Here is a 24,027-nt window from a genome sequence, read left to right as displayed (position 1 = left end):
GACGCGCGGCCCAAAATAGGGGCAGCACGCCTCGCGCCGCGGTCTGATCTGCATCAAGTTGCGGTGCAAACTTTGCTGCAATGTTGAGCCCCGCCCTTTCCGCGCAATCAGCGGCCGGGCGTTCGTATCTCAACAGTGGGCGCCACTGCACGGCGTTGTGCACAGATGAACTTTACACCGGGTCGCGTCGTCGCCGCGCTCGCCATCCTGCTCGCGGGCGGCGGTTATTACTATTGGCAGCACCGTGATGCCGACGCGCTGCCCCCGGGTTTCGCCCGCGGCAATGGCCGCATCGAGGCAGTCGAGATCGACATCGCCACCAAGACGCCGGGACGAATCCGCGAGATCCTGGTCAACGAAGGCGATTTCGTCAGTGCGGGCCAGGTTCTGGCACGCATGGACACCGAGCAGCTGCAGGCCCAGCGCCGCCAGGCCGAAGCGCAGCTCCAGCGCGCAATGATCAATGTCGAGACCGCGAAGAGCCTGGTGAACCAGCGCGAGGCCGAACGCAGGGCTGCGGAGGCCATGGTCGACCAGCGCATCGCCCAGCTCGACACCACGAGCCGCAAGCTGGACCGGTCCGAACAATTGATCAAGACGAGTGCGGTATCCCAGCAGGTCCTGGACGACGACCGCTCCGCCAACGCCACGGCGAAAGCGGCGCTGGCCGCTTCCCAGGCCCAGGTCGCGGCATCGGAAGCCGCAATCAGCTCCTCCCGCGCCCTGGTGATCGATGCCGGCGCCGCGGTCGACGCGGCCAAGGCCGCGATCGAAAGCATCAACGCCGACCTCAACGACAGCGTGCTGAAGGCACCGCGCGACGGCCGGGTGCAGTATCGCGTGTCACAGCCCGGCGAGGTGCTCGCTGCCGGCGGCCGCGTCCTCAACATGGTCGATCTCGGCGACGTCTACATGACGTTCTTCCTGCCGACGGCCGATGCCGGCCGCGTCGCGATCGGCGCCGAGGTCCGCCTCGTGCTCGACGCCATCCCGAAATATGTGATCCCCGCCAAGGCCACCTTCGTCGCCGACGTCGCGCAATTCACGCCCAAGACCGTCGAGACCGAGGAGGAACGCCAGAAGCTGATGTTCCGCATCAAGGCGCATATCGCGCCCGACCTGCTGCGCCAGCATATCGAGCATGTAAAGACCGGCCTGCCCGGCATGGCCTATGTGCAGCTCGATCCGGCCTCGCAATGGCCCGACAACCTCAAGATCAAGTTGACGAGATGAGCACGACTGCCGCAGCCGAAGCACCGGCTGCCGTCGGCAGCGTGGTGCATCTGGAAGGCGTGGGCCTGAGCTACGGCAAGACCCGGGCGCTCGAGTCCATCACTCTCGACCTGCCGTCCGGCTGCATGGTCGGGATGATCGGCCCCGACGGCGTCGGCAAATCGAGCCTGCTTGCCCTGATCGCGGGCGCGCGCGCGATCCAGGAGGGGCGAATCGACGTGCTCGGCGGCGATATGGCGAGCGCGCGCCACCGCCGCAACGTGTGCCCCGACATCGCCTACATGCCGCAGGGCCTCGGCAAGAATCTGTATCCGACATTGTCGGTGTTCGAGAACATCGACTTCTTCGGTCGCCTATTCGGACACGACAAGGCGGAGCGGAACAGGCGGATCGCGGGTCTGCTGCGCGACACGGGGCTCACGCCCTTTGCCGACCGGCCGGCGGCAAAACTCTCCGGCGGCATGAAGCAGAAGGTCGGCCTGTGCTGCGCACTGATCCACGATCCCGAGCTCTTGATCCTGGACGAGCCGACCACCGGCGTCGATCCGCTGTCGCGCCGCCAGTTCTGGGAATTGATCGCCTCGATCCGCGACGGTCGGCCCGGCATGAGCGTGATCGTCTCGACCGCCTACATGGAAGAGGCTGCGCAGTTTGACTTCCTGATCGCGATGAACGCTGGCCGCGTGCTGGCGACCGGAACGCCCGCCGAACTCAAGCGGCAGACCGGAGCCGATACGCTCGATGACGCCTTCATCCGTCTCTTGCCCGAGGCCGAGCGCGGCAACCATACCAATGTCGTCATCCCGCCGCGCGACGAGGACCACGAGGAGATCGCGATCGAAGCCGACCACCTGACCCGGCGGTTCGATGGTTTCGTTGCCGTCGACGACGTCAGCTTCCGCATCAGGAAGGGCGAGATCTTCGGCTTTCTCGGCTCGAACGGCTGCGGCAAGACCACGACCATGAAGATGCTCACCGGCCTCCTGCCCGCGAGCGAAGGCACCGCGCGGCTGTTCGGCAACACCATCGATGCCGGCGACATGTCGGTGCGGCGGCGCATCGGCTACATGTCGCAGGGCTTCTCACTCTATTCCGAGCTCACGGTCACGCAAAATCTCGATCTGCATGCGCGACTGTTCGAGCTGCCGGCGGACACCGTCGCCGCGCGCATCGACGAGATGATCGCCCGGTTCGATCTTGCGGATGTCGTCGATGCCCTGCCCGATGGCCTGCCGCTCGGGCTGCGGCAGCGGCTGTCGCTGGCGGTCGCCATGATCCATGCGCCCGACATCCTCATCCTCGACGAGCCGACCTCCGGCGTGGATCCGGTCGCCCGCGACCGCTTCTGGCAGATCCTCGCCGAGCTCTCCCGCAAGGACAACGTCACCATCTTCGTCTCCACCCATTTCATGAACGAGGCCGAGCGCTGCGATCGGATCTCGCTGATGCACGCCGGCAAGGTGCTGACGTCGGATACGCCCGCCGCGATCGTGGCCGCGCGCGGCACCGTCACGCTCGAGCAGGCCTTCATCGCCTGCCTGGAAGAGGCGATCGCGGACACGACGGAGCCGGCACGCCGGCCGGCGGTCGCCTCGCCGCAGCCTGCATCTGCAAGCCCCACGGCGGTCCGTCGGCACAGCGCCGCGTTCAATCCGACGCGCATGCTCGCCTATTCCCGGCGCGAGACGCTCGAGCTGCGGCGCGATCCGATCCGCGCCACGCTCGCGATCCTCGGCAGCGTGCTGCTGCTGTTCGTGCTCGGATACGGCATCAGCATGGACGTCGAGAATCTGACCTTCGCAGTGCTCGATCGCGACGACACCGCGATCAGCCGCGACTACAGCCTTCAGATCGCGGGTTCGCGCTACTTCACCCAGAAATCCCCGATCACCGACTACGCCGATCTCGACCGCCGCATGCGCGCCGGCGAGATCGGTCTCGCCATCGAGCTGCCGCCGGGTTTCGGCCGCGACGTCAGCCGCGGCCGCCATGTCGAGATCGGCGCCTGGGTCGACGGCGCCAATCCGACGCGGGCCGAGACGCTGCGCTCCTACGCCCAGGCGATCCACGCGAACTGGCTCGCGCAGAAAGGCCGCGAGCTCTATGGCGATGCGGCGATCGCCGGCACCTACCAGCTCCAATTGCGCTACCGCTACAATCCGGACGTCATCAGCGTCGTCGCCATGGCGCCGGGCATCATCCCGTTGCTGCTGATCATGATTCCGGCAGTGCTCGCCGCGCTGGCGGTGGTGCGCGAGAAGGAGCTCGGATCGATCGTCAATTTCTACGTCACGCCGGTGACGCGGCTGGAGTTCCTGCTCGGCACGCAATTGCCCTACGTCGTGCTGGCATTCGGAAACTTCCTCCTCCTCGTCGGCTTTGCCCTCGCCGTCTTCCGCGTACCTTTCACCGGGAGCTTTCCGACCTACGCGCTGGCCGCGCTGCTCTACGTCACGGCCACGACCGGCATGGGGCTGGTGATCTCGGCCTTCATGAACAGCCAGATCGCGGCCCTGTTCGGCACCGTCCTGATCACGCTGATCCCGGCCATCCAGTATTCCGGGCTGATCGATCCGGTTTCGTCGCTGCAGGGACTTGGCGCCCTGATCGGGCGGCTCTATCCCACCACCTATTTCGTCACGATCTCGCGCGGCACGTTCTCCAAGGCCCTGGGGTTCGACACCCTCCACAACGATCTCCTGGCGCTCGCCATCATGGTCCCCGTCCTGGTGATCGCCGGCACGATGCTGCTGAAGAAACAGGCCCGCTGACCATGCGCTTCGACAACGTGTTTCAGCTCGGCATCAAGGAGTTGCGCGGCCTGGTGCGCGACCCCATGCTGCTCGTGCTGATCGTCTATTCGTTCACGCTGGCGGTTTATGCCGGCGCAAAGGCGCTGCCGGAAACCCTGAACCACGCCGCGATCGCCATCGTCGACGAAGACCATTCGCCGGTCTCGACCCGGATCGGGATGGCGTTCACCCCGCCCTATTTCTCGACGCCGCGCCTGATCTCGCAATACGAGATGGACCGCAGGATGGACGCCGGCATCGACACCTTCGCGCTCGACATCCCGCCGGATTTTCAGCGCGATCTGCTGGCGCGCAAATCGCCCACGATCCAGCTCAACATCGACGCGACGCGCATTTCGCAGGCGTTCAACGGCGGCGGCTATGTCGAGCAGATCGTCAGCGCGGAGGTCGCGGAGTTCCTGGCGCGTGCGCGCAATGCGCAGGCCGCGCCGATCGAGCTGACGCTGCGGGCGAGGTTCAACCCGGAACTGAAGAAGTCGTGGTTCGGCGCCATCGATCACGTCATCACCTCGATCACCATGCTCTCGATCATCCTGACCGGCGCCGCGCTGATCCGCGAGCGCGAGCACGGCACGATCGAGCACCTCCTGGTGATGCCGGTCACGCCGCTCGAGATCATGGTGAGCAAGGTCTGGTCGATGGGAGCCGTGGTGCTGATCGCCTCTGCGCTGTCGATCGCCTTCGTCGTCAAGGGCTGGCTGGCGGTCACGATCGACGGCTCGCTGGCGCTGTTCCTGGTCGGCGCGGCGCTGCAGCTGTTCGCCACCACCAGCATGGGCATCTTCCTCGCCACCGTCGCCGGATCGATGCCGCAGTTCGGGCTGCTGCTGATCATGATCCTGCTGCCGCTGCAGACCCTGTCGGGCAGCATGACGCCGCGGGAGAGCATGCCGCAATTCGTCCAGGACATCATGCTGGCGGCGCCCAATACGCATTTCGTGATGCTGGCGCAGGCGATCCTGTTTCGCGGCGCGGGCCTGGAGGCGGTGTGGCCGCAGCTTGCCGCGCTCGCCGTGATCGGGGGCGTCTTCTTCGTGATCGCGCTGCGCCGATTCCGCGCGTTCCTGGCGTGACGCGCGAGGGCTTCGCTTCAAAAAGGTCGAAAACAACCCCATGCACAGTAGCGATCCCCTTGTTTTAGCTGCGGGATTTATTTGACGCGTCGGGCAAGATCGCGCTCGCGCCGGCGCTATCGCCAGACTGACCGGGGCAGGCTCAGCTGGGCCGGTCGCCCCGGGCAAGCATCTCGTTCAGCATCGCCTCGGCCTTGTGCTTCAGCGGCAGCGCGCCACTTTCGGAGGCGATCGCGATGGCGGCGCGCAGAGAGACAAGGATGGCGGCCTTGTTCGCCGCATCCGATGGCGGGGTCACGACGGCTTCGCCGAACAGGGCCTCGGCCTCGAGGCCTGAAAACCCCTGCTGGCGGGCGGTGTTGCGCGCCTCACGCAGCATGTTCTGCGCGGCCATGACATCGCCGAGGCGGTGGGTGGCGAGCGCCAGGTAGATCGAGCTGCGCAGCACCGCCGAGGTGTAGCCGACCGCCTTCGCTTCCTCGCGTGCCTCCGTCAGCATGCCGCGCGCCCGGTCGAACAGGCCCTGCTCGAGATAGGCGATGCCGAGATGACTGGCCAGCACCGGCACGAACAGCCGGATGCCGTGCTTCTGCGCCAGGACGAAACCGTCTTCGAGGATGGCGGCGGCCGCCGCCGGATCGTTCTGCCCGAGCTTCAGCCAGCCGCCGCTATAGGCGGCGGCGACGCGATCATAGGGACGTTTGGTCTCCTCGGCGATCGCGGCGGCCTGTTGCTGGAGCTGTTCGGCGGCATCGAGTTCGCCCATGACGGTGTGGGTGAAGCTCTTCATCATGCAACAGAGCAAGAGCAGATATCTCGGCGTCGTGCCGATCGGTGCGCTGGCCTCCGGACCCGCCAACTGGGCGTGAGCCAGTGCCAATGTCTGTTCGGCTTCACGGTACCGGCCGGCAAGGAAATAGGCCTGCCCCAATCCATATCGCGCGAGATTGAGCCAACCCTGATTGCCCCATTCCACGGCGAGGCCGACGACCTCCTCGCCGATTGCGACCGCCTCGACTGGCGCCCCGTAGAAGTTTTGTGCGCCCGACCTGACGGTCATGGCGGCGACCTTGCGTCCGATATCGTCGATCGCGTCAGCGCGTCGTTCGGCTTCCTTGCCCAGATCCAGCCACTCGGCGACCTGTCCGGATGCGATGAATGCCCCGCGCGCCTCCATCCGCAGATCAATGGCATCCGATTCCCGCAATGGCGTCGGCGGCGTTTTGTCGAGCGAGCCCATCGCGATCTCGAAATAGTTTGCCGCATCAGCAAAGGCCGACCGACTCAGGCATTTTCGTCCCGCGCTCCTGCCATGGGTGAAAGCCTTGAGCCAGTCCTTCGCGCGCAGCGCGTGATAGCACAGCGTATCGGGCTCATCGGCACTCGTCCCGTCACTCTCGAAAACCGCAACAATGCGCGCATGGATGTCCTCGCGCACCTTTTCGACCATCGAGTCGTACGTCACCTGGCGGACCATTTCGTGACGGAACTCGAGTTCATCGTCCAGCTCGCTGTCGATTCGCACCAGCAACTCGGCGCGATCGAGCACCGCAAGGCAGTCCTGGAGGGCAGCCTCCGGCAACTCGACCAGCTTTCGCAGCATCGCGACGCTCGATCTCGGGCCCAGCGCTGCTGCGACCTGCAAGACGGAACGCTCCTGCCGGGACACGCGATCGAGACGCGCGGCGATCACGCCCTGGATGCTCGTGGGAATCCCGAGTTCCTCGATGGGTCGCATGAGCGCGAGATCACCCCACTGACCTTGCAGCGTTCCGCTGTCCCTCAGGCCGCGGCAGACCTCTTCGATGAACAAGGGCACATTCGCCGTATGCGAAATGATCCTGGTCTTCAGATCGTTGTTCGCCGCGGAGGGGCCAAGCATGTCGGCTAGCATCGCCATCCCCGAATCGTCGTCCAGGGGGCGCACCGCGACGATCTCGGCCTGGCAGCGCGTGGTCCATACCGGCATGCCGTTCGGCCTGGATGTGAGCAAGACGAGGAGATTCGGTGTCTGAAGCGAGGCGATCGCAGACATCACCGTATCGCTGGCCCGGTCGATCCAGTGGAGATCCTCGAGCAGGAGTATCGTGCGGTGGCGGCGAACCGCATTCTCGACCACAGCGCAGCTCGCGTCGCAAATCGCGCGCCCTCGCGCGTGCGGCTCCAGCTCGGTCCACTGCGGCTCCGATATCGGCAGATCCAGCACGGCATCCAGGGCGCATTGCTGGATCAGCAGTCGGTCCATCCGCGGATCTCCAAGTCCGTCGGAACCCTTCGCGGCGGCGTCCAGCAGCGACAGCAACAGCCGCTTGAGCGTGCTGAACGGCGCGCCCTGGAGGTTCGGACTGCACTCGGCGTCGATCAGGCGCCAGCCAGCCGCCTTGAGCTCCTGGGCAAACTCGTGCGCGAGACGTGACTTTCCGATACCGGCATCGCCCAGCAGCAAGACGGTCCGCCGGCCGGCGCCGACCGCCTCCGCGGCTCGGGCAAGCAGTGCCCGCTCGATCGTACGATCGACGAACCGGGAGATGCTGCGCGCCCGTCGCACCCGCCAGCTCGACAGGTCGCTCGCGCCCACGATGCGGTAGACCGGCACAGGCTGGTTGAAGCCGCGCAGCGGCTTGCCGCCGAGAAACTCGAATCGGACATGCCCTTGGGCCAGCTCCTGGCAGGCTTGCGACACGTAGATCTGATTCGGCTCCGCCACCGACTCCAGCCGTGCCGCCAGATGCTGGGCGGCACCACCAATCTCGTAGACCTTGGAAAACTCGCTGGCGACCATGTAGGCGACGACGTGACCGGAATGGAGGCCGACACGCACCTGAAGCCCGGGATCACCGAGGCTTGCGACGCGTCGAACGAGTTCAAGTGCCGCATGGCACGCCAGCGGCGCGTGGTTATCGTCCGCGATCGGGGCACCGAACACAGCCGCGATCCCGTCGCCCAGCTCCTTGCTGACAATGCCCCCGAACTGGCGCACCGCGGCTCGCATCGCGGCCAGGGCCGGCTCCAGCCGTGAGATGGCCGCCTCCGGCTCCAGCTCGGCGATGAGGCCGGTGGAATCGACGACATCGGCACGGAGAATCGTCACGAACCGGCGGTCGCTCTCGGGATCGGAGCGCCGCACAGCCAGCCCACACTTCGGGCACCAGCCAGCGCTCGGGTCGATCGTCGACTGACACGCGACACAATGCATTCCTCTGCCTTCAAAAGTCACGGCGGCGTCTATACCGACCGACGCTCAAGGTGAGCTCTGCGCAAGAATACCGAACGACACATGCATGGCAATCAACTCACCGAGAAACATACCTGTGTCGGCAAAGGTGACTCTCTGGACGAGTTGCATTTTGGGATGGTAGCGTCGTCGGCGCGAAAATGGGGCGACGCGTTTTAGGGGGCACCGAGGCTTTCGTACAGGGCCAACGAGCTTTGCTGGGCTGCACGTCTCCCTGACCGATTAGATTGTATCGAAGGACAAGGCGATGGGCGGCAAGACATATAACGGCAAAGCCTTCAGGGATTTGATGAACGGCAATTACTATCCCTTGGCGAACATGAAAAAGAGTGTCGCCAAGCTCAAGGCATCGGAGGACATCGATCTGCCGACCCTGGAATACGGCCAGTACCATCTGATTCTGACGCCGCCATCGAAGTGGCCGCAGGGCAGCGCCAAGTACTGGCACAAGGAGAAGGGCCGGGCTCGTCTCGACCTCAGCACCCAGCCGAACACGGTCCCGCTGTCGAGGGACGAGCCGGGCGTGATCCCTCTGACGCGATGCGATCTGCTCGATGCCTGCGTCCGCAAATGCTTCAATTCAGAGCCGCCGATCCCGATGAAAACCAACATCATCAGCCACGCGGCGAGCGACGCCTATGCCCACCGGCACGAGATCCGGCTGGAGTGGGAGTACAAGAAGGGCTCGGACAAGCCGACGCTGCTCAACCTGACCATGGTCTGCCCGTACAGATCCTGATTGGAAAGATTCTACTCTGTTGACGACATCATCGTCGCCCGCGCGCTCCAAACGCGCGGAGGTATTGTTCGTCGGCCATGACGTGATCTCTGCCGTCTGACATTCCGTCACGGGCCTGCCGCACGAAGATGATCCGCTCCGCTTCGGTGTGCTTGCGAGTCAGCCCGGGCGGCGGTCGTCGTGCGCGCCCGACAGGAGCGGCCGATGCCGGTTGGATTGCCGGAGGTCGAAGGCACCATCGATGTCGGCCGGTTCTGGCCGGAGGGGCGGTCGGACGCCGATACCGCCAAGGTGCTGGTGACTGTGGCGCCGGACGCGATCCGCTTCCGCGAGAACGATACTGCACCATTCCAGCCGACTGACGTCTTCGAGGGCGCCAAGGTCGACGGCCGCACGTCGGCCGCGCCGATCAAGAACGGCAAGCTCACCGTTCGCCTCCAGGGCATCGACGCGCCGGAGCTGCACTATATGCCGTCGCTGCTCTCGGTCGCCGAGAAGATGGGGCTGCCAGATGCCAGGAAGCAGGCCTATCGCGAGGTCACCCATTCCTACCGGCAATTCCTCGGCCCCACCGCGAGCAAGGCGCTGCACGATTTCCTCAGCAGCAGCAGCAGCGAGGCGTCGCTTCCCTGCCGGGTGTTCACCTGCAAGAGACGGCTCTCGAACCCGCATGCATACGGAGGCGAGGAGTTCGGTCACAATTCTCATCCCGCCGAGACCTCGATAAGTTGCGCGTTGATCCAGCGATTCTCATCGGACAGCAGAGAAACGATCATCGGCCCGATATCTTCCGGCCCCCCCGGTCGGCCGAGCGCCCTCAAGTTGGCGACCTGAGCGTTGATTTTGGGATCTTCCCGCACTAGGCCGTCACTGAAATCAGTTCGGATCGCTCCGGGGACGACTGCGTTGACCGCTATGCCTCGAGCGCCGAGTTCTTTTGCCTGGTATCGCGTCAGCACCTCGATCGCAGCCTTGAACGCACCGTATGGCCCGCTGCCGGGCACGATGATTCGGGCGAGCCCACTCGACATGTTGACGATACGGCCGCCGTCCTTGATGAGAGGCAGCAATTTTTGAGTGAGAAAGAACACTGCTTTGAAATTAACCCGATAGATCGCATCTAGTTCTGCCTCGGTCGTGCTTTCCAACCTGCCATGATGCGAGATCCCGGCATTGTTGACGAGATAATCGAAACGGGTGGCGCCAAGAACTCCAAGTGCTTCGCGGAATTGCAGTACGAAGCCATCGAAGCTGCTCGCTTCCGCGAGATCAAGCTGCAAAGGAATGGCTCTCCGGCCGATCTCCTCAACGGCCGTCGCAACCGCATCGGCCTCAGCAAAAGCGGCTTTGAATGTGAAGATGCTGTCAACACCTCGCCTTGCCAGACTGAGAACCGTACTCCGCCCGATGCCGCGGCTGCCGCCCGTCACAACGGCGATTCTCCGGTCCTGTTCCATCGCTGCTCCTGCCGTTGCTTTTTCAAGCGGTCTTGCGGAGAGGAGGAATATGGACCAGACTTAGCCGCCCAAGGTGTTATGAACTGCAAGGAAATGAAAAGCCGCCGCGGCTCCCCTGACCGCCCATGCCGGATTCTTCCCGATCACGCCAAGCGCGCCAGAAGATCCGCCGCGTCCAGGAGATCCGATGAGCCAGACTCTTCCTCGTGAGCCGCCAAGACCGGCTCGAGGAGTGCGCGCGTCTCTGCTACCCGCCCATGCACGATCAATAGCCGGGCCAATGCGAGCGCAGCCCTCAACTCCCATGCCAATGCGCCTTGGCTCCTTGCGTAGTTGATCGACTCCCGCAGCAATGACTCTGCCTTGTCGTGCTGAGCATCCGCACTTCTCATGATTATTTGCGCTTGCGTGCGCAGTAGGCCGGGCATTGAAAACTTCTGACCCATTTTTTGTGCTGAAGAGATCGCCGTCTGAATCGTCGTTCGTGCCTCGACCAACCTTCCGCTCTGTGCCAATCCATCTGCCAGAGCCTGCGCGGCAGCGGACGTAAGCATGCGAAATTGTTCGCGGTACAGCAGATTCAAAGCCTGGCGCAATGTTTCCACGCCGGCTGCAGGTTTTGCCGTCATCGTGAGCCACTCCCCCTTCAACGCCAGGGCAGCGGCTGCGAGCGCCTTGAGAGAGTGCTTTTCAGCCTGCACGATTGCGCGATCTATATGTTCGGCGCAAACTTCAGTTTCGCCATTCCAGAGCAGGATAGGGACAGCATGGACTACAGCCATGCAATAGTTGCTCGGCGGTGACAACCCTTCGGCCTCATGGAGAGCCGCCACAGCCAACCCGCACGCGCGCGTTGCCGCCCCTCTGAGCCAAAGCGATCGTGCCAACGCGAGTTCCGCGCGGAGGCGGTGATCGTAGCCGAATAAATTGAGGTCGAGGCGGCTATGGGTGGCCTCGAGCTCAAACCCCAGTTCGCAATGGGCGATGGCATCGGCTTGATGACCGGCAAGATGCAAGGCGGCGGCAAGCATCCATTCGGAGATGACCCGATCGCTGATCGATCCGCTCCGGTCCGCCACAGCTTTGCATCTCTCGGCGGCCGCCAGCCCGCCATCAAAGTCGCCAATCCTCGTCAGGAAGAGGTTGAGGCCGGCCAGAAGGCGAAGTTGCGCCAATCCTTGCTCGCCCGCTTCGTACAGGTCCAGCCCACGCTGGATCGCATCTTTCACCTCCTGCGTATTGCCCCACATATGCATGGAGGCGACAGCGAACGCCTCCAGCAAGCGCGCCTCCCGGTGCGACATCTCGCTCATATGCTGGATCGCGGTCAAGGCAAGGCGCGACCAGTGGCTGCAGTCCGCAAGCAGCCAAAGACCAAGAAACAATGGCGCAGCATCGGCCGCCAATTCAATCCCGATCTTGCGATTCTCCTCGCTGGAGAAACTCCATTCGAGCGCCTTTCGTACATTCCCGAGGTGTGGTGCATGGCGCCCGATCTCGGCATACGCGCCGTCCTCGAGAGCAAGTGATTTGAACAAGGAAGCAAAGTAGCGAGCATGGCGACTGGCAATCGGCTCGACGTCTTCGGATTGGCTGAGCTTCGCCGCAGCACAGGCGCGCGTCGTATCGGGGAGGCGGTAAAAGACCGCTTCATCGATCGGTCTTACCCAGACCAGAGACTTGTCGACCAGTCTCTCCAGAGTCGAAGCGATAGCTGCCCGGTCGCTCTCTTCTTCGCCCGCGACGGAGCAGGCCGCCTCCATTGTGAACAGACCGACTAAGGCGGACAGGCGCGAAAGCGTTCGCCTTTCGTCTTCCGCGAGCAGATCGTAACTCCAGTCAAGCATCGCTTGAAGCGTTCGATGTCGAGGAGAAACATTGCGTCTGATGGGTAATGCCATCTCCGCATTTTGCGCCAAGAGGCCTGCAACGCCACGGATCCCATAACTTCCGACGCGGCTGGCGGCCAACTCTATCGCCAGCGCAATTCCGTCAGTCCGCCGGCATATATCCGAAACGATCGGCGCATCGGCGTCAGTTAGATCTTCGGTGAATCCGCTGAACGCCGCCCTATCCATGAACAGACGCACGGCCGGCGTTGCCAAAGCATCCACCGCCGTCGGGGCTTCCTCCGCTGGATAAGCGAGCGGACTGAGTAGATGCACCGTCTCACCCTCGACATGCAACGGCTCCCTCGAGGTGGTTAGTAAATGGACGAAGGGGGCCTCACGGAATAGCCGGTCTGCCAGAAGCGAGATCGGATCGAGGAGGTGCTCGCAACTGTCGAAGACAACCAGCATGCGCTTATCTGCAAGGAAGCTTGACAGTTCGGCGACGGGATCGGATCCCCCCAATGTGCAGCCAACCGCCGAAATCACGCTGCCAGGAACCAAGCCAGGCTCGAGCACCGCGCCAAAATCGACGAAGGCGACGTTCTCGTCGCCGAATTCGGCTCGCAACCGCGCGATCAAGGCAACCGCGACCGCCGTCTTGCCGATGCCGCCGGCGCCCACGATACTGACAAACCGTCGACTCGCGAGAAGCCTGCTTATACTGAGAACGACCTCGTCGCGGCCGACGAAAAGCCCCCGATGCGACAGGAATTGACGACCCAGGCGATCAGCCGAGTTGGAATCCGACGAGGACACCAGGCTCGTGTGAGACCGCTTGATTGCGGCAACGAAACTGTATCCGCGGCCTGCGACGTTGACGATGTAGCGCGCATCATCCCGGCCATCGCCCAAAGCTCGGCGAAGCGTCGACATATGTACCCTCAGGCCCGCCTCGTCGGTCACAACACCATTCCACACCGACTCGAGGAGATCACGCTTGCTGACAACTTCGCCCGCGCGATCGGTCAGCGCGATCAGAATGTCCAGGCCGCGCGACCCAATTCGTACGGGATTTCCATCCTTGAGAAGCAAGCGACGTCTGCGATCGAGCTGGAAGTCGCCAAAGCTAGTTATCGCATCGGAGCTCATCGACGCCCGAGTATTGCTCGACATCATCCCGCTTCACCTGAAGGTGCGTCTCCAACCTGAGCGGCTGGACGCAGTTACCGGCTTCGCAAATGTACGTGCGAACCGACCTGCCGGGTAGCGCGTCTTCGCGTTCCATGCTTTGGCGACCATCACGCGCGTTCCACTATCCATCGTCGCAAGTAACTGATCGAACTCGGATATCAGGGAAGACCGGTTCTGCGTGAGCGACCTAACGCCACGCCTGCGGCGGGCGGTCGCAGCATTCGATTTAGCAAAATCCAACGTTTCTTAAGGGGAGCTAACGCGCCTTCCGAAGGCGTGCAGGCTAAATCCACTCGGTATCGCAAGTACAAGCCAACAGAGGAGAGCCAGGATGCGCGACGACATGCATGCGGTCCCCCCCAAACACGGTCATCACCCGGCGTTGAGCGACAACAGGCATCCGCGAGGATATCCTTTGGAGGAGCGGGCGTGGCGCAGGCCGGAACAAAACGGTGCGTCCCTGGCCCAGGAAATCACCATTTCGCGCTGGCTCGATCTCCGAACCGCGTCTCGTACCGAGGAGGCGGTCACCCCCAATGATCGCTACTTCATTGGCGTGGCATTGAGGACGACGCGCATCAAGTTGACAGGAGAGCAGCGAACAATCTTCGAGGGCGTCATGCCGGAAAGCACGCTGTATGTCAGCGCTCCCTCCAAACGGCTCGCCGCACGCTTCGATGCGCCCTGCGACTTCCTGCATTTCCACGTTCCAGACTCATACTTTACAGATCGGCTACCAATTGCGCAGCGTCGCCCAACTCAGCATCTGAATGACCTTATTCTGCTTCGCGACATGTTCGCAGGACAGCTCACCCGCCCGCTGCTCGGACCCGGCGAACCGATCGACGAGACGTTCGCCCGCTGCATCGGACAAACGCTGGCGATGCGGCTCGCGCGCCTCGAATTTCCACGCACCAAGGTCGGCGCCCTGGCAAACTGGCGGCTTCGGCGCGTCCAAGACCACGTCAAACAGAATTTTCGTCGGTCGATAAGGCTTCCGGAGCTGGCTCGGGTTGCCGGACTTTCCCGTATGCATTTTGCCGCGCAGTTCCGGGCCGCGACGGGATACCGCCCCCACGAATATCTGCTGGCTCAACGGGTCGAACACGCGAAGACGCTGCTGAATACAGAGGCGCCTCTAGTCCAAATTGCACTCGCGGTCGGATTTTGCACTCAGGCACATTTCTCGACCGTGTTCAAAGAAATCACCGGTGAGACCCCGGCTGATTGGCGAACGCGGTCGAGGAGCAGAGCCGCTTCCGGACCCGTGTAGCGCACTTCCGTACGACAGCGGAGAGTGACCCAAAATTGGCCGAACGCCGCTCCGACCGCTGCCTCGCGCAATTTGGCTTGGCCGATATGCGGCGAATTCGCCATGCGATCTCGCAATAGGTCGCGCACTCGGGAAGACGCAATGCCGGCGTTCTGAACAATGATGCCTGGATCATCCTGAAAGGGCTCGGGGCAATGACTTCCACCGCGACGAGCATTGAAACGGAGGGGCGCGTCTCGCCTCCCGGAGACGCTGCAGCTGGGGCATCCGAACATCTGGGCAGGGCGTCCACAGAGCGGGCGCGTCCGTTGCTGAGACACCTGGTGCCCGTGATACTGGCGATCACGGCGGTTTGCGGCGGGACCTATACTGGTTGGAGGTATTGGACGCATTGGCGCTTCGAAGCCGCCACAGACGATGCCTATGTGCAGGCCGATGTCGTTTCGATCGCACCACAAGTTGCGGGGAATATCGCATCATTGTTCGTTGACGATAACCAGCATGTGAAGATCGGACAGGTTCTGGCCGTCATCGACCAACGCGACTACGAGGCAGCTGTCGAACAGGCGGCCGCCGGCGTCGAGCAGGCCACCGCCGGGATCGCGACCATCGAGGCCGAGATCGCCCAGCAGCGGGCCGTGATCCGCCAAGTCGAGGCGACGATCGATGCGGACAAGGCACAGGAGCTGTTTGCGCAAGAGAACAGTCAACGCTACGGCAAGCTCGCAGACGACGGCTACGGCTCGGTCCAGGACGCACAGCAGGCGGCCTCGCAGATCGATACCGCGACGGCGGTCGTCGCCAAGGACAAGGCCGCGCTTGATGCCGCCAAAAAGCAGATCGAAACCCTGAATGCTCAACTGGCGCAGGCCAAGGCGACGCTCAAGCGAAACGAAGCGGCATTGCAGCAGGCACGGATCAATCTCGGATACACCACGATCACCTCGCCGGTTGACGGCGTCATCGGCGATCGCACGCTGCGGCTTGGCCAGTACGTTCAGCCAGGCACCCAGCTTCTCGCCATCGTCCCGCTCGCGAAGATCTACGTCGTGGCGAATTACAAGGAAACCCAACTGGCCGAGGTGCGCGCCGGGCAGCCCGTCGTCCTGGAGGTCGACGCGTTTCCCGGGAAACGAGTTCGCGGCCGGGTCGACAGCCTGGCGCCTGCCAGCGGACAGGAGTTCGCTCTGCTGCCGCCCGACAATGCCACCGGCAATTTCACGAAGATTGTTCAACGCATTCCGGTCAAGATCGCCGTTGACCCGAGCGACCCGCTCGCCGGCATGCTGCGTCCCGGCATGTCGGTGACTGCGACAATCGACACGAGGCGCGGCGCCACGCCTCAGGGACCGCAGCGATGAGCGGTGCGATCGATGATCGGGACACCGAGCGTGCGTCGCTGCGGACCTGGGTCGCCGTCTATGGCTGCATGCTCGGGGCGCTGATCGCCGTGCTGGACATCCAGATCGTCAATTCATCGCTTGCGGAGATCGAAGGAGGAATCGGCACGGGGGTCGACAACGGTGCGTGGATATCGACGTCTTACCTGATCGGCGAGATCATCATGATTCCGCTGACCGACTATCTCAGTCGCGTGTTCGGCTTCCGCCGATTCCTGCTGACCAACGTGACGCTCTTCCTGACTTTCTCGGTCAGCTGTGCTTTTGCCGGCAGCCTCGGCACCATGATCGTCACCCGCGCGCTGCAGGGCTTCACGGGCGGCGTCATGATTCCGATGGCATTCACCATCCTGCTTACCAAGCTCCCTTCCGGACAACGCCCGATCGGTCTGGCGATATTCGCCGTCACAGCCACCTTCGGTCCGGCCATTGGGCCGACCATCGGGGGCTATCTCACCGAGCACTTTGGCTGGCAATACATCTTCTTCATCAATCTTATCCCCGGCTCCGTGATGCTCGCCTTGCTATTCCCGAGCCTCGACCACGCGCCGATGCAGCTGCACCTTCTCAAAGACGGCGACTGGTACGGCATAGGCTCGTTGGCAATAGGGCTTGCCTGCTTTCAGACCGTGCTCGACGAGGGCAACAAGGACGACTGGTTCGGCTCTCCCTACATCGCGCATCTCGCCATCGTCGCGGCCGTCATGTTGACGGCGTTCGCGGTCATCGAGCTGAGAAGCGACAAGCCCGCCGTGCAGCTTCGCCTGCTTGCGAATCGCAATTTTGGCCTCGGTACACTCGCCAACACGCTCGTCGGATTCGGCTTGTTCGGATCGGTCTATGTGTTGCCGGCCTATCTCGATTCCGTCCAAGGCTACAATGCCGAACAGATCGGGCTTGTGCTCGCCTGGTCAGGCTTCCCTCAGCTCGTCATCATTCCTTTTGTCCCGCTCATCCTCAAGTACTTCGATGTGCGCGTGGTCGTCTGCGCCGGACTGATCGTGTTCGCAGCGAGCTGCGTCATGAATATCCATCTGAGCTTGAACGACTCCGGGCCGCAGTTGATGTTGACCAACCTGGTGCGCGCGGTCGGCCAGTCGCTCCTCGTCGCACCCTTATCGAGCATCGCGATGGCGCACATAAAGCAGGATGAATCGGCAGCGGCGTCTGGCCTGTTCAATATGCTTCGTAGTCTGGGCGGCGCTATTGGAACGGCCGCGCTGGCCACAGTCATCACGAAACGCGAGCAGTTCCACTCCAACATCATCGGACAAGCGGTGACGTCGTTCAATCCGATCGACCAGTCTTTCCTCACCCGGATGCAACAGTACTTCTTGCCCCATGGCGTGCCAGATCCGGCGCGCTCCTATCAGCAAGCCGAGATCCTGCTCGGCGAACTTGTCAAGCAACAGGCAACGATAATGGCCTATTCAGACGCGTTCTATTCGATAGCAGTAGTGTTACTGACCGCCGTGCTTGCCGTGGCGCTTACAGGATCGCCGATGAACAAGCGGGCTGCCGCCGGATGAGCGATTGAGCGCTGTCTTCTGCGACGGCTTCAAGGTGCACGGCGAACCGCCGGTTTGCGGCTGAGGGGCGAGACGCGAGCCCCGAGGGATGTGCACGAATTCCACGCTTGGCATTCAGATCCGTCTTCGGGAAAGAAATGATCCGACACACCAAGCTGGACCTGCTCCCTCGCCCGGTCCCTGATCCCCCAAAAAACGAATCCGTCCCGGCCGTTAGGCCGGGACGGTGCGTGCGTAATAATTTGGTTGCGGGGATAGGATTTGAACCTATGACCTTCAGGTTATGAGCCTGACGAGCTACCGGGCTGCTCCACCCCGCGTTAAACTGTTGCGCGCCTTCGCGAAAAGGCCGGGGACAGTCGGTTGAGGCCGGCGCTGTTCGCGTGGCTTGCTCTTCCGTCCCAAAGGCTTCCTTGGAAGGCGACCCCGGGGCAGAGCCCATCGGGTGCGGGGCGTATGTATCAAGGCGGGCTGGCTTTGGAAAGGGCTGCGGGAACGTTTTTTTCGACTTTATGACAGGGGGATGGACGAATTTCCGCTCGTTCCGCGCGCTCTTGCCAGAAGTTCCACAAAGGGCCAGCTTGCGGCAACAAGATTCAGGCTGAAACGCCTGGAGGGAGGAACGCCGTGGACAAGTCCCTGACGAACGCCCCGCTGCGGGACCTCGAAGAGGCCTTCCACGCCATGCGCGCACGGTCGCGGGACGAGCCGGCGCCCGACCTCGCCCAGCGGCTGGACCGGCTGGCGCGGCTGCGGGCGGTGGTTGCCGACAACGAGGAGCGCTTCCGGCAGGCGATCTCGGCCGATTTCGGCCACCGCTGCGCGGTCGAGACCACCATCGCCGAGACCATGCTGGTGTTCTCCGAGATCCGGCATGCCACCAAGCACCTCAAGGCCTGGATGACGCCGCAGCGCGTCGCCACCGCGCTGCAATTCCTGCCCGCGCGCAACCGGCTGATGCCGCAGCCGCTCGGCGTCGTCGGCATCATCGCGCCGTGGAATTACCCGCTCCAGCTCACGCTCGCGCCCGCGATCGGCGCGATCGCCGCCGGCAACCGCGTCATCATCAAGCCGAGCGAGCTTGTCCCGCACTTCTCGGCGCTGCTCCAGGAGACGGTCGCGCAGCGGTTCGACAGCGCTGAGGTGCTCGTCACCGGCGTCGAGGACGAGGTCGCCAAGGGTTTTGCGAGCCTGCCGTTCGATCATCTCGTGTTCACCGGCTCGACGCGGGTCGGCCGCCTGGTCGCGGAGGCCGCGGGGCGCAATCTGACGCCTGTCACGCTCGAGCTCGGCGGCAAGTCGCCCGCGCTCATCGACGCCTCGGCCGATCTCGACGAAGCCGCCGAGCGCATCGCCTACGCCAAGCTGCTCAATGCCGGGCAGACCTGCATCGCGCCGGATTATGTGCTGGTGCCGGAGAATTCGGTGCAGGCCTTCGCCGAGAAGGTCCGCGCGCAGATGCGGCGGATGTTCGGCACCGATCCCTCGAACAAGGACTACACGTCGATCATCTCCGACCGACACTACGCGCGGCTCGAGGGCCTGGTCGCGGACGCAGCCCAGCACGGCGCAAAAATCCTGCAACCGGCAAAGCCCGACGATCCCAACTGGAAGGCTCATCGCAAATTCCCGCCGACGCTGATCGCTGGTGCGACCGAAACGATGGCGGCGATGCAGGAGGAGATCTTTGGCCCGGTGCTGCCGGTGCTCGGCACTCGCGACCCGGCGGAGGCGATCGCTTTCGTCAACCGGCGCGACCGGCCGCTGGCGCTGTACTGGTTCGGCAAGGACGGCAGCGCGCGCGACGAGGTGCTGGCGCGCACCGTCTCCGGCGGCGTCACCGTCAACGACTGCCTGTTCCACTTCACGCAAGTGAACCAGCCGATGGGCGGCGTCGGCGCCTCCGGCACCGGCGCCTATCACGGCGAATGGGGCTTCAAGACGTTCAGCAAGCTGAAGCCGGTGTTCTATCGCTCCAGGTTCAACCGCCTCGCCGATCTCTATCCGCCCTATGGCGGCAAGATCGCGCGGCTGGAGAAGTTGATGCGGTTCATGTCGTAGGGGACGCGCAAATAGTGTCATTCCGGGGCGCGAAGCGAACCCGGAATCTCGAGATTCCGGGTTCGATGCTCCGCATCGCCCCGGAATGACGATAACGGGGGAAACAACATTGACCGACACATTCGATTTCGTCGTCGTGGGCGCGGGCTCGGGCGGCTGCACCGTTGCGGGCCGGCTATCCGAAGATGCGGCGACATCCGTGGCGCTGCTCGATGCCGGCGGGGCTTGCGACAACTGGGTCGTGACCACGCCGGGCGCGCTGGTGCTGATGGTCGCCGGCAACGTCAACAACTGGGCGTTCAACACCGTGCCGCAGAAGGGGCTGAACGGCCGCATCGGCTATCAGCCGCGCGGCAAGGGTCTCGGCGGCTCGTCGGCGATCAACGCCATGGTCTATATCCGCGGCCACCGCGCCGACTACGACCACTGGGCTTCGCTCGGCAATGCCGGCTGGTCGTACGCAGACGTGCTGCCCTATTTCAAGCGGTCGGAGAACAACGCCGATTTCGACGGCGAATATCACGGCAAGGACGGGCCGCTCTTCGTCAACAAATTGCGCTCCGGCAATCCGGTACAGCAGATCTTCCTGCAGGCGGCGCAGGAGGGGCAATTCCGCATCCGCGAGGATTTCAACGCTGACGACCATGAAGGCCTCGGCATCTACCAGGTGACGCAGAGGAACGGCGAGCGCTGGAGCGCGGCGCGGGCCTATGTCCATCCGCACATGGGCAAGCGCGCGAACCTGCGCGTCGTGACGCAGGCGCATGCCACGCGCATCCTGTTCGAAGGCAGGCGCGCGGTCGGCGTCGAATACCGCCAGGGCAAGGAATTGAAGCAGCTTCGCGCGCGGCGTGAAGTGGTCCTGGCCGCCGGTGCGTTTCAGTCGCCGCAGCTCCTGATGCTGTCGGGCATCGGCGATGCCGCCGCGCTGCACGGGCACGGCATCGCAAGCGTGCATCATCTGCCGGGCGTCGGACAGAACCTGCAGGACCATCCCGACTTCATCTTCGGCTACATGTCCGACAGTCCCTATTTCTCCGGCATCTCGCTGAAGGGCATGCCGCGGCTGATCCGCGCCATCCTGCAATATCGGCGGGAGCGCCGCGGTCCCCTCACCTCCAATTTCGCCGAATGCGGCGGCTTCCTGAAGACGCGACCCGATCTCGACATTCCCGACATCCAGCTGCATTTCGGCATGGCGATGGTCGACGACCACGGCCGCAAGCGCCATAACGGTACTGGCTTCTCCTGCCATGTCTGCCTGCTCCGGCCGAAGAGCCGCGGCAGCGTTTCGCTCGCCAGCCTTGATGCGATGCAGGCGCCGCTGATCGACCCGAACTTCCTTGGGCACGAGGACGATCTCGAGACCATGGTCGCGGGCTTCAAGACCACGCGCCGCCTGATGGAGACGCCGGCGCTGCGCGCGCTGCAGACCAGGGACATGTTCACCGCGAACGTGCGCAGCGACGACGATATCCGCGCCGTGCTGCGCGAACGCGTCGACACCGTCTATCACCCCGTCGGCACCTGCAAGATGGGGACGGACGCGCTGGCCGTGGTCGATCCGGCGTTGAAGGTGCACGGGCTCGAAGCCCTGCGCGTCGTCGATGCCTCGATCATGCCGACGCTGATCGGCGGCAACACCAATGCGCCGACGATCATGATCGGGGAGAAGGCGGCGGACATGATCAGGGCGGAGATGCGGGCGAGTTGAGCGACGGTGTAGCCCAATTCTCCGCTGTCGTGCTGCGAAGAGCAAACTGCCGCCGCGCTCGCCGCTGTCGTCCCGGACAAGCGTAAGCGCAGATCCGGGACGACAGTGGGGCTCAATTCAGCAGAAAACCACCGTCGACGGTGATGACGCTCCCCGTCATGTAGCGCGAGGCCCTTGACGCCAGCAGCAGGATGGCGCCGTCGAGATCGGACTCGGCGCCGACGCGGCGCTGCGGGATGCGTTTTGCGAGGCGTTCGCCTGCCGGCGTCGACCAGAACGCATGGTTCATTTCGGTGTCGATATAGCCGGGCGCGAGCGCGTTGATGCGGATGTTCTGCCCCGCCAGCTCCAGCGCCATCGCTCTCGTCGCCTGGATGATGCCGGCCTTGGAGATCGCGTAGGGCGAGACCGCCTTGAGCACGCCGGTGCCGAGCACGGAGGCGATGTTGACGATGTTGCCTTCCTGCTTGCGCGCGATCATGCGACGGGCGATTTCGGTCGCGAGGAAATAGGCGCCTTTCAGATTGGCACCGATCACCGCGTCCCAGTCCGCCTCGGTCTGCTCGGTCGCGAGCTTCTCGATGGCGATGCCGGCATTGTTGATCAGCACGGTAACGGGGCCGAGCGCGGCTTCGACGGCGTCGACAGCCCCGGCGATCGAGGCGGTGTCGGTGACATCGAGCGCGACCGCGGCCGCGCGGCCGCCCTTGCCGCGGATCTCCTCCTCGAGGCTCTTCAGCTTGTCGGTCTGCCGCGCGGCGAGCGCAACCGCCGCACCATGCGCCGCCAGCACCCGTGCAAACTGCCGGCCCAGCCCCTGGCTCGCGCCCGTGACGAGGATGGTTTCTTTACTGACGTCGAATAGGTCTGACATGACGATTTCCTTGCCGATTCCTTGGGCGCATCCCGCGAGCTTTGGGGCCATCAATACAGACGATTTTAGCGATCTGAAACCGGAATGATCGGTTCGGCGTTCATTCGTTCCAGAGGCAGAGTTTCGCTCATGAACAGTTTCGATCTCGCCGTGTATGCCGCGCTCGCCGTCGCGGTCGGCTTCGGGTTCAGGACCGGCCTGCTGCGCAGCGCCATGACCATCCTCGCCTATCTTCTCGCCGCGCCGATCGCGGTTGCGCTATTGCCGATGATCGCACCGCAGATTGCCGGCAATGCAAACTCGCCGCTGCTCCAGAACTGGATCTGGTTCTTCGCGATCTTCGTCGTGGTGGGCATGCTGTTCGGGCATATCGGCCGCATCGCGCTGAACGACACCGTCGGCGAGGCGGGCATCGGCGACCGGCTCGGCGGCGCCGCGCTCGGCGCCATCAGGGTCGGCCTCGTCGCCACCACGCTGGTGCTGGTGTTCGACCAGATCGTGCCGGCCAACCGCGAGCCGCCCTTCCTCGCCGGCTCGCATCTGCGGCCGCTGTTCTCGGCCGCCGGCCAGATGGGCTTCAAGTCGCTGCCGCCGGAGGCGGCCTCCGCGATCGACCGCCTCAAGCAGGAGCGGCGCATCTGATCTGGCGCATTTGCATCGCAGCGTGGACGCACATGCATTTTGGTGCGAGCCCGTCCCTTATCAGCGGCGCAACAGTTGGCTAGAGTGCCGCCGTCCAAAACCTGCCTGACATTACGGGAGTGAAACAGTGGATCTTGGGATCAAAGGTCGCCGCGCCATCGTCTGCGCATCCAGCAAAGGCCTCGGGCGCGCCTGCGCCATATCGCTGGCGGACGCCGGCGTTCACGTCACGCTGACCGCGCGCGGCGCCGAAGCCCTGAAGAAAACGGCCGATGAGATCCGCAAGGCCTATCCTGACGTGACGGTCACCGAGATCGTCGGCGACATCACGACATCAGCCGGCCGTGAGGCGGTGCTGAAGGCCTGTCCCGAGCCTGATATCCTGATCAACAATGCCGGCGGCCCGCCGCCCGGCGATTTCCGCAACTGGACCCGCGACGACTGGATCAAGGCGATCGACGCCAACATGCTGACCCCGATCGAGCTGATCAAGGCGACGGTGGACGGCATGATGGCGCGCAAGTTCGGCCGCATCGTCAACATCACCTCGGCCGCGGTGAAGGCGCCGATCGACATCCTCGGCCTCTCCAACGGCGCGCGTGCCGGTCTCACCGGCTTCATCGCCGGCCTGTCGCGCAAGACGGTGATCAACAACGTCACCATCAATGGCCTGTTGCCGGGCCCGTTCGAGACCGACCGGCTCACCGGCACCGCCAAGGCCGAGGCCGACAAGCGCGGTGTCACCCCAGAGCAGATCCTGGCCGAGCGCGCCAAGCTGAACCCCGCCGGACGCTTCGGCCAGCCCGACGAGTTCGGTTATGCCTGCGCCTTCCTGTGCGGCGCCAAGGCAGGCTTCATCACCGGGCAGAACATTCTGCTGGATGGTGGTGCGTTCCCGGGCACGCTGTAAAGCATGATCCGGAAAAGTACGCAGCGGTTTTCCGAAAAGATCATGCTTAAA

Annotated in this window: 15 protein-coding genes and 1 tRNA gene; 11 read left to right on the top strand and 5 right to left on the bottom strand. The window is 63.7% G+C overall.

Annotated features, from left to right (window positions below; all coding sequences use genetic code 11):
* Positions 1-165: 165 nt before the first annotated feature.
* Genes ABIA42_RS37550 through ABIA42_RS37540 form a run of 3 tightly spaced genes read left to right on the top strand, consistent with a single transcriptional unit; the run spans position 166 to position 5,119 of the window.
* Positions 166-1,233, top strand: a complete 1,068-nt coding sequence (locus tag ABIA42_RS37550) for an HlyD family secretion protein (RefSeq protein WP_271529882.1) — start codon at positions 166-168, stop codon at positions 1,231-1,233.
* Positions 1,230-4,004, top strand: coding sequence for a ribosome-associated ATPase/putative transporter RbbA (rbbA, locus tag ABIA42_RS37545; RefSeq protein ID WP_370115976.1), 2,775 nt, complete (start codon positions 1,230-1,232; stop codon positions 4,002-4,004). Before ABIA42_RS37550 ends, rbbA begins: the two co-directional genes overlap by 4 nt.
* 2 nt (positions 4,005-4,006) lie before the next feature.
* Entirely contained in the window at positions 4,007-5,119 is a 1,113-nt protein-coding gene (locus ABIA42_RS37540) for an ABC transporter permease (protein ID WP_370115977.1), read from the top strand.
* A gap of 142 nt (positions 5,120-5,261) precedes the next feature.
* Here the strand turns inward: ABIA42_RS37540 and ABIA42_RS37535 are convergent, their stop codons facing one another.
* Positions 5,262-8,315, bottom strand: a complete 3,054-nt coding sequence (locus tag ABIA42_RS37535; RefSeq protein ID WP_370115978.1) for an adenylate/guanylate cyclase domain-containing protein — start codon at positions 8,313-8,315, stop codon at positions 5,262-5,264.
* 286 nt (positions 8,316-8,601) lie between these two features.
* Here ABIA42_RS37535 and ABIA42_RS37530 point away from each other — a divergent pair, with 286 nt between their 5' ends.
* Positions 8,602-9,093, top strand: coding sequence for a hypothetical protein (locus ABIA42_RS37530; protein ID WP_271529887.1), 492 nt, complete (start codon positions 8,602-8,604; stop codon positions 9,091-9,093).
* 704 nt (positions 9,094-9,797) lie between these two features.
* On the opposite strand, the gene ABIA42_RS37525 is transcribed toward ABIA42_RS37530, so the two are convergent.
* Positions 9,798-10,550: an SDR family NAD(P)-dependent oxidoreductase gene (locus ABIA42_RS37525; protein ID WP_271529890.1), complete on the bottom strand. Its 753-nt coding sequence runs from the start codon at positions 10,548-10,550 to the stop codon at positions 9,798-9,800.
* A gap of 143 nt (positions 10,551-10,693) precedes the next feature.
* Positions 10,694-13,558 carry a winged helix-turn-helix domain-containing protein gene (locus ABIA42_RS37520; RefSeq protein WP_370115980.1) on the bottom strand — a complete coding sequence of 955 codons (2,865 nt, stop codon included), beginning with the start codon at positions 13,556-13,558 and terminating at the stop codon, positions 10,694-10,696.
* Between the two features lie 346 nt (positions 13,559-13,904).
* Here ABIA42_RS37520 and ABIA42_RS37515 point away from each other — a divergent pair, with 346 nt between their 5' ends.
* The 3 genes from ABIA42_RS37515 to ABIA42_RS37505 all read left to right on the top strand — a co-directional run bounded on the left by ABIA42_RS37515 (position 13,905) and on the right by ABIA42_RS37505 (position 17,775).
* Complete coding sequence (locus ABIA42_RS37515) at positions 13,905-14,846, top strand: AraC family transcriptional regulator (protein ID WP_271529894.1); 942 nt, start codon at positions 13,905-13,907, stop codon at positions 14,844-14,846.
* 170 nt (positions 14,847-15,016) lie between these two features.
* Positions 15,017-16,207 (top strand): HlyD family secretion protein, encoded by a 1,191-nt coding sequence (locus tag ABIA42_RS37510; protein ID WP_370123699.1) that lies wholly within the window; start codon positions 15,017-15,019, stop codon positions 16,205-16,207.
* Entirely contained in the window at positions 16,204-17,775 is a 1,572-nt protein-coding gene (locus ABIA42_RS37505) for an MDR family MFS transporter (protein ID WP_370115981.1), read from the top strand. Before ABIA42_RS37510 ends, ABIA42_RS37505 begins: the two co-directional genes overlap by 4 nt.
* A gap of 243 nt (positions 17,776-18,018) precedes the next feature.
* Here the strand turns inward: ABIA42_RS37505 and ABIA42_RS37500 are convergent.
* Positions 18,019-18,095 (bottom strand) — tRNA-Met (locus ABIA42_RS37500).
* A gap of 364 nt (positions 18,096-18,459) precedes the next feature.
* On the opposite strand from ABIA42_RS37500, the gene ABIA42_RS37495 reads away from it, so the two are divergent.
* Both ABIA42_RS37495 and ABIA42_RS37490 read left to right on the top strand, forming a co-directional pair.
* Complete coding sequence (locus ABIA42_RS37495; RefSeq protein WP_370123702.1) at positions 18,460-19,836, top strand: coniferyl aldehyde dehydrogenase; 1,377 nt, start codon at positions 18,460-18,462, stop codon at positions 19,834-19,836.
* Positions 19,837-19,945: 109 nt separating this feature from the next.
* Positions 19,946-21,550 (top strand): GMC family oxidoreductase, encoded by a 1,605-nt coding sequence (locus ABIA42_RS37490; RefSeq protein WP_370115983.1) that lies wholly within the window; start codon positions 19,946-19,948, stop codon positions 21,548-21,550.
* A 112-nt stretch (positions 21,551-21,662) separates the two neighbouring features.
* On the opposite strand, the gene ABIA42_RS37485 is transcribed toward ABIA42_RS37490, so the two are convergent.
* Positions 21,663-22,424 (bottom strand): SDR family oxidoreductase, encoded by a 762-nt coding sequence (locus ABIA42_RS37485; RefSeq protein WP_271527002.1) that lies wholly within the window; start codon positions 22,422-22,424, stop codon positions 21,663-21,665.
* Positions 22,425-22,553: 129 nt separating this feature from the next.
* On the opposite strand from ABIA42_RS37485, the gene ABIA42_RS37480 reads away from it, so the two are divergent.
* Both ABIA42_RS37480 and ABIA42_RS37475 read left to right on the top strand, forming a co-directional pair.
* Positions 22,554-23,066 (top strand): CvpA family protein, encoded by a 513-nt coding sequence (locus ABIA42_RS37480; RefSeq protein ID WP_271527003.1) that lies wholly within the window; start codon positions 22,554-22,556, stop codon positions 23,064-23,066.
* A 127-nt stretch (positions 23,067-23,193) separates the two neighbouring features.
* On the top strand, positions 23,194-23,976 hold the full coding sequence (locus tag ABIA42_RS37475) for an SDR family oxidoreductase (RefSeq protein ID WP_271527004.1): 783 nt from the start codon (positions 23,194-23,196) through the stop codon (positions 23,974-23,976).
* Positions 23,977-24,027 lie beyond the last annotated feature (51 nt).

This window comes from Bradyrhizobium sp. USDA 327 (assembly GCF_041262065.1).
Lineage (GTDB): Bacteria > Pseudomonadota > Alphaproteobacteria > Rhizobiales > Xanthobacteraceae > Bradyrhizobium > Bradyrhizobium liaoningense.
Note: the sequence above shows the minus strand (reverse complement) of the source record. Positions and strands in the feature narration are given on the sequence as shown.

Excerpts from the sequence above, each read along its gene's own strand:
- ABIA42_RS37550 (WP_271529882.1), top strand. The coding sequence starts at position 166 with ATGAACTTTACACCGGGTCGCGTCGTCGCCGCGCTCGCCATCCTGCTC.
- rbbA (WP_370115976.1), top strand. The coding sequence starts at position 1,230 with ATGAGCACGACTGCCGCAGCCGAAGCACCGGCTGCCGTCGGCAGCGTG.
- ABIA42_RS37540 (WP_370115977.1), top strand. The coding sequence starts at position 4,007 with ATGCGCTTCGACAACGTGTTTCAGCTCGGCATCAAGGAGTTGCGCGGC.
- ABIA42_RS37535 (WP_370115978.1), bottom strand. The coding sequence starts at position 8,315 with ATGCATTGTGTCGCGTGTCAGTCGACGATCGACCCGAGCGCTGGCTGG.
- ABIA42_RS37530 (WP_271529887.1), top strand. The coding sequence starts at position 8,602 with ATGGGCGGCAAGACATATAACGGCAAAGCCTTCAGGGATTTGATGAAC.
- ABIA42_RS37525 (WP_271529890.1), bottom strand. The coding sequence starts at position 10,550 with ATGGAACAGGACCGGAGAATCGCCGTTGTGACGGGCGGCAGCCGCGGC.
- ABIA42_RS37520 (WP_370115980.1), bottom strand. The coding sequence starts at position 13,558 with ATGATGTCGAGCAATACTCGGGCGTCGATGAGCTCCGATGCGATAACT.
- ABIA42_RS37515 (WP_271529894.1), top strand. The coding sequence starts at position 13,905 with ATGCGCGACGACATGCATGCGGTCCCCCCCAAACACGGTCATCACCCG.
- ABIA42_RS37505 (WP_370115981.1), top strand. The coding sequence starts at position 16,204 with ATGAGCGGTGCGATCGATGATCGGGACACCGAGCGTGCGTCGCTGCGG.
- ABIA42_RS37495 (WP_370123702.1), top strand. The coding sequence starts at position 18,460 with ATGCGCGCACGGTCGCGGGACGAGCCGGCGCCCGACCTCGCCCAGCGG.
- ABIA42_RS37485 (WP_271527002.1), bottom strand. The coding sequence starts at position 22,424 with ATGTCAGACCTATTCGACGTCAGTAAAGAAACCATCCTCGTCACGGGC.
- ABIA42_RS37480 (WP_271527003.1), top strand. The coding sequence starts at position 22,554 with ATGAACAGTTTCGATCTCGCCGTGTATGCCGCGCTCGCCGTCGCGGTC.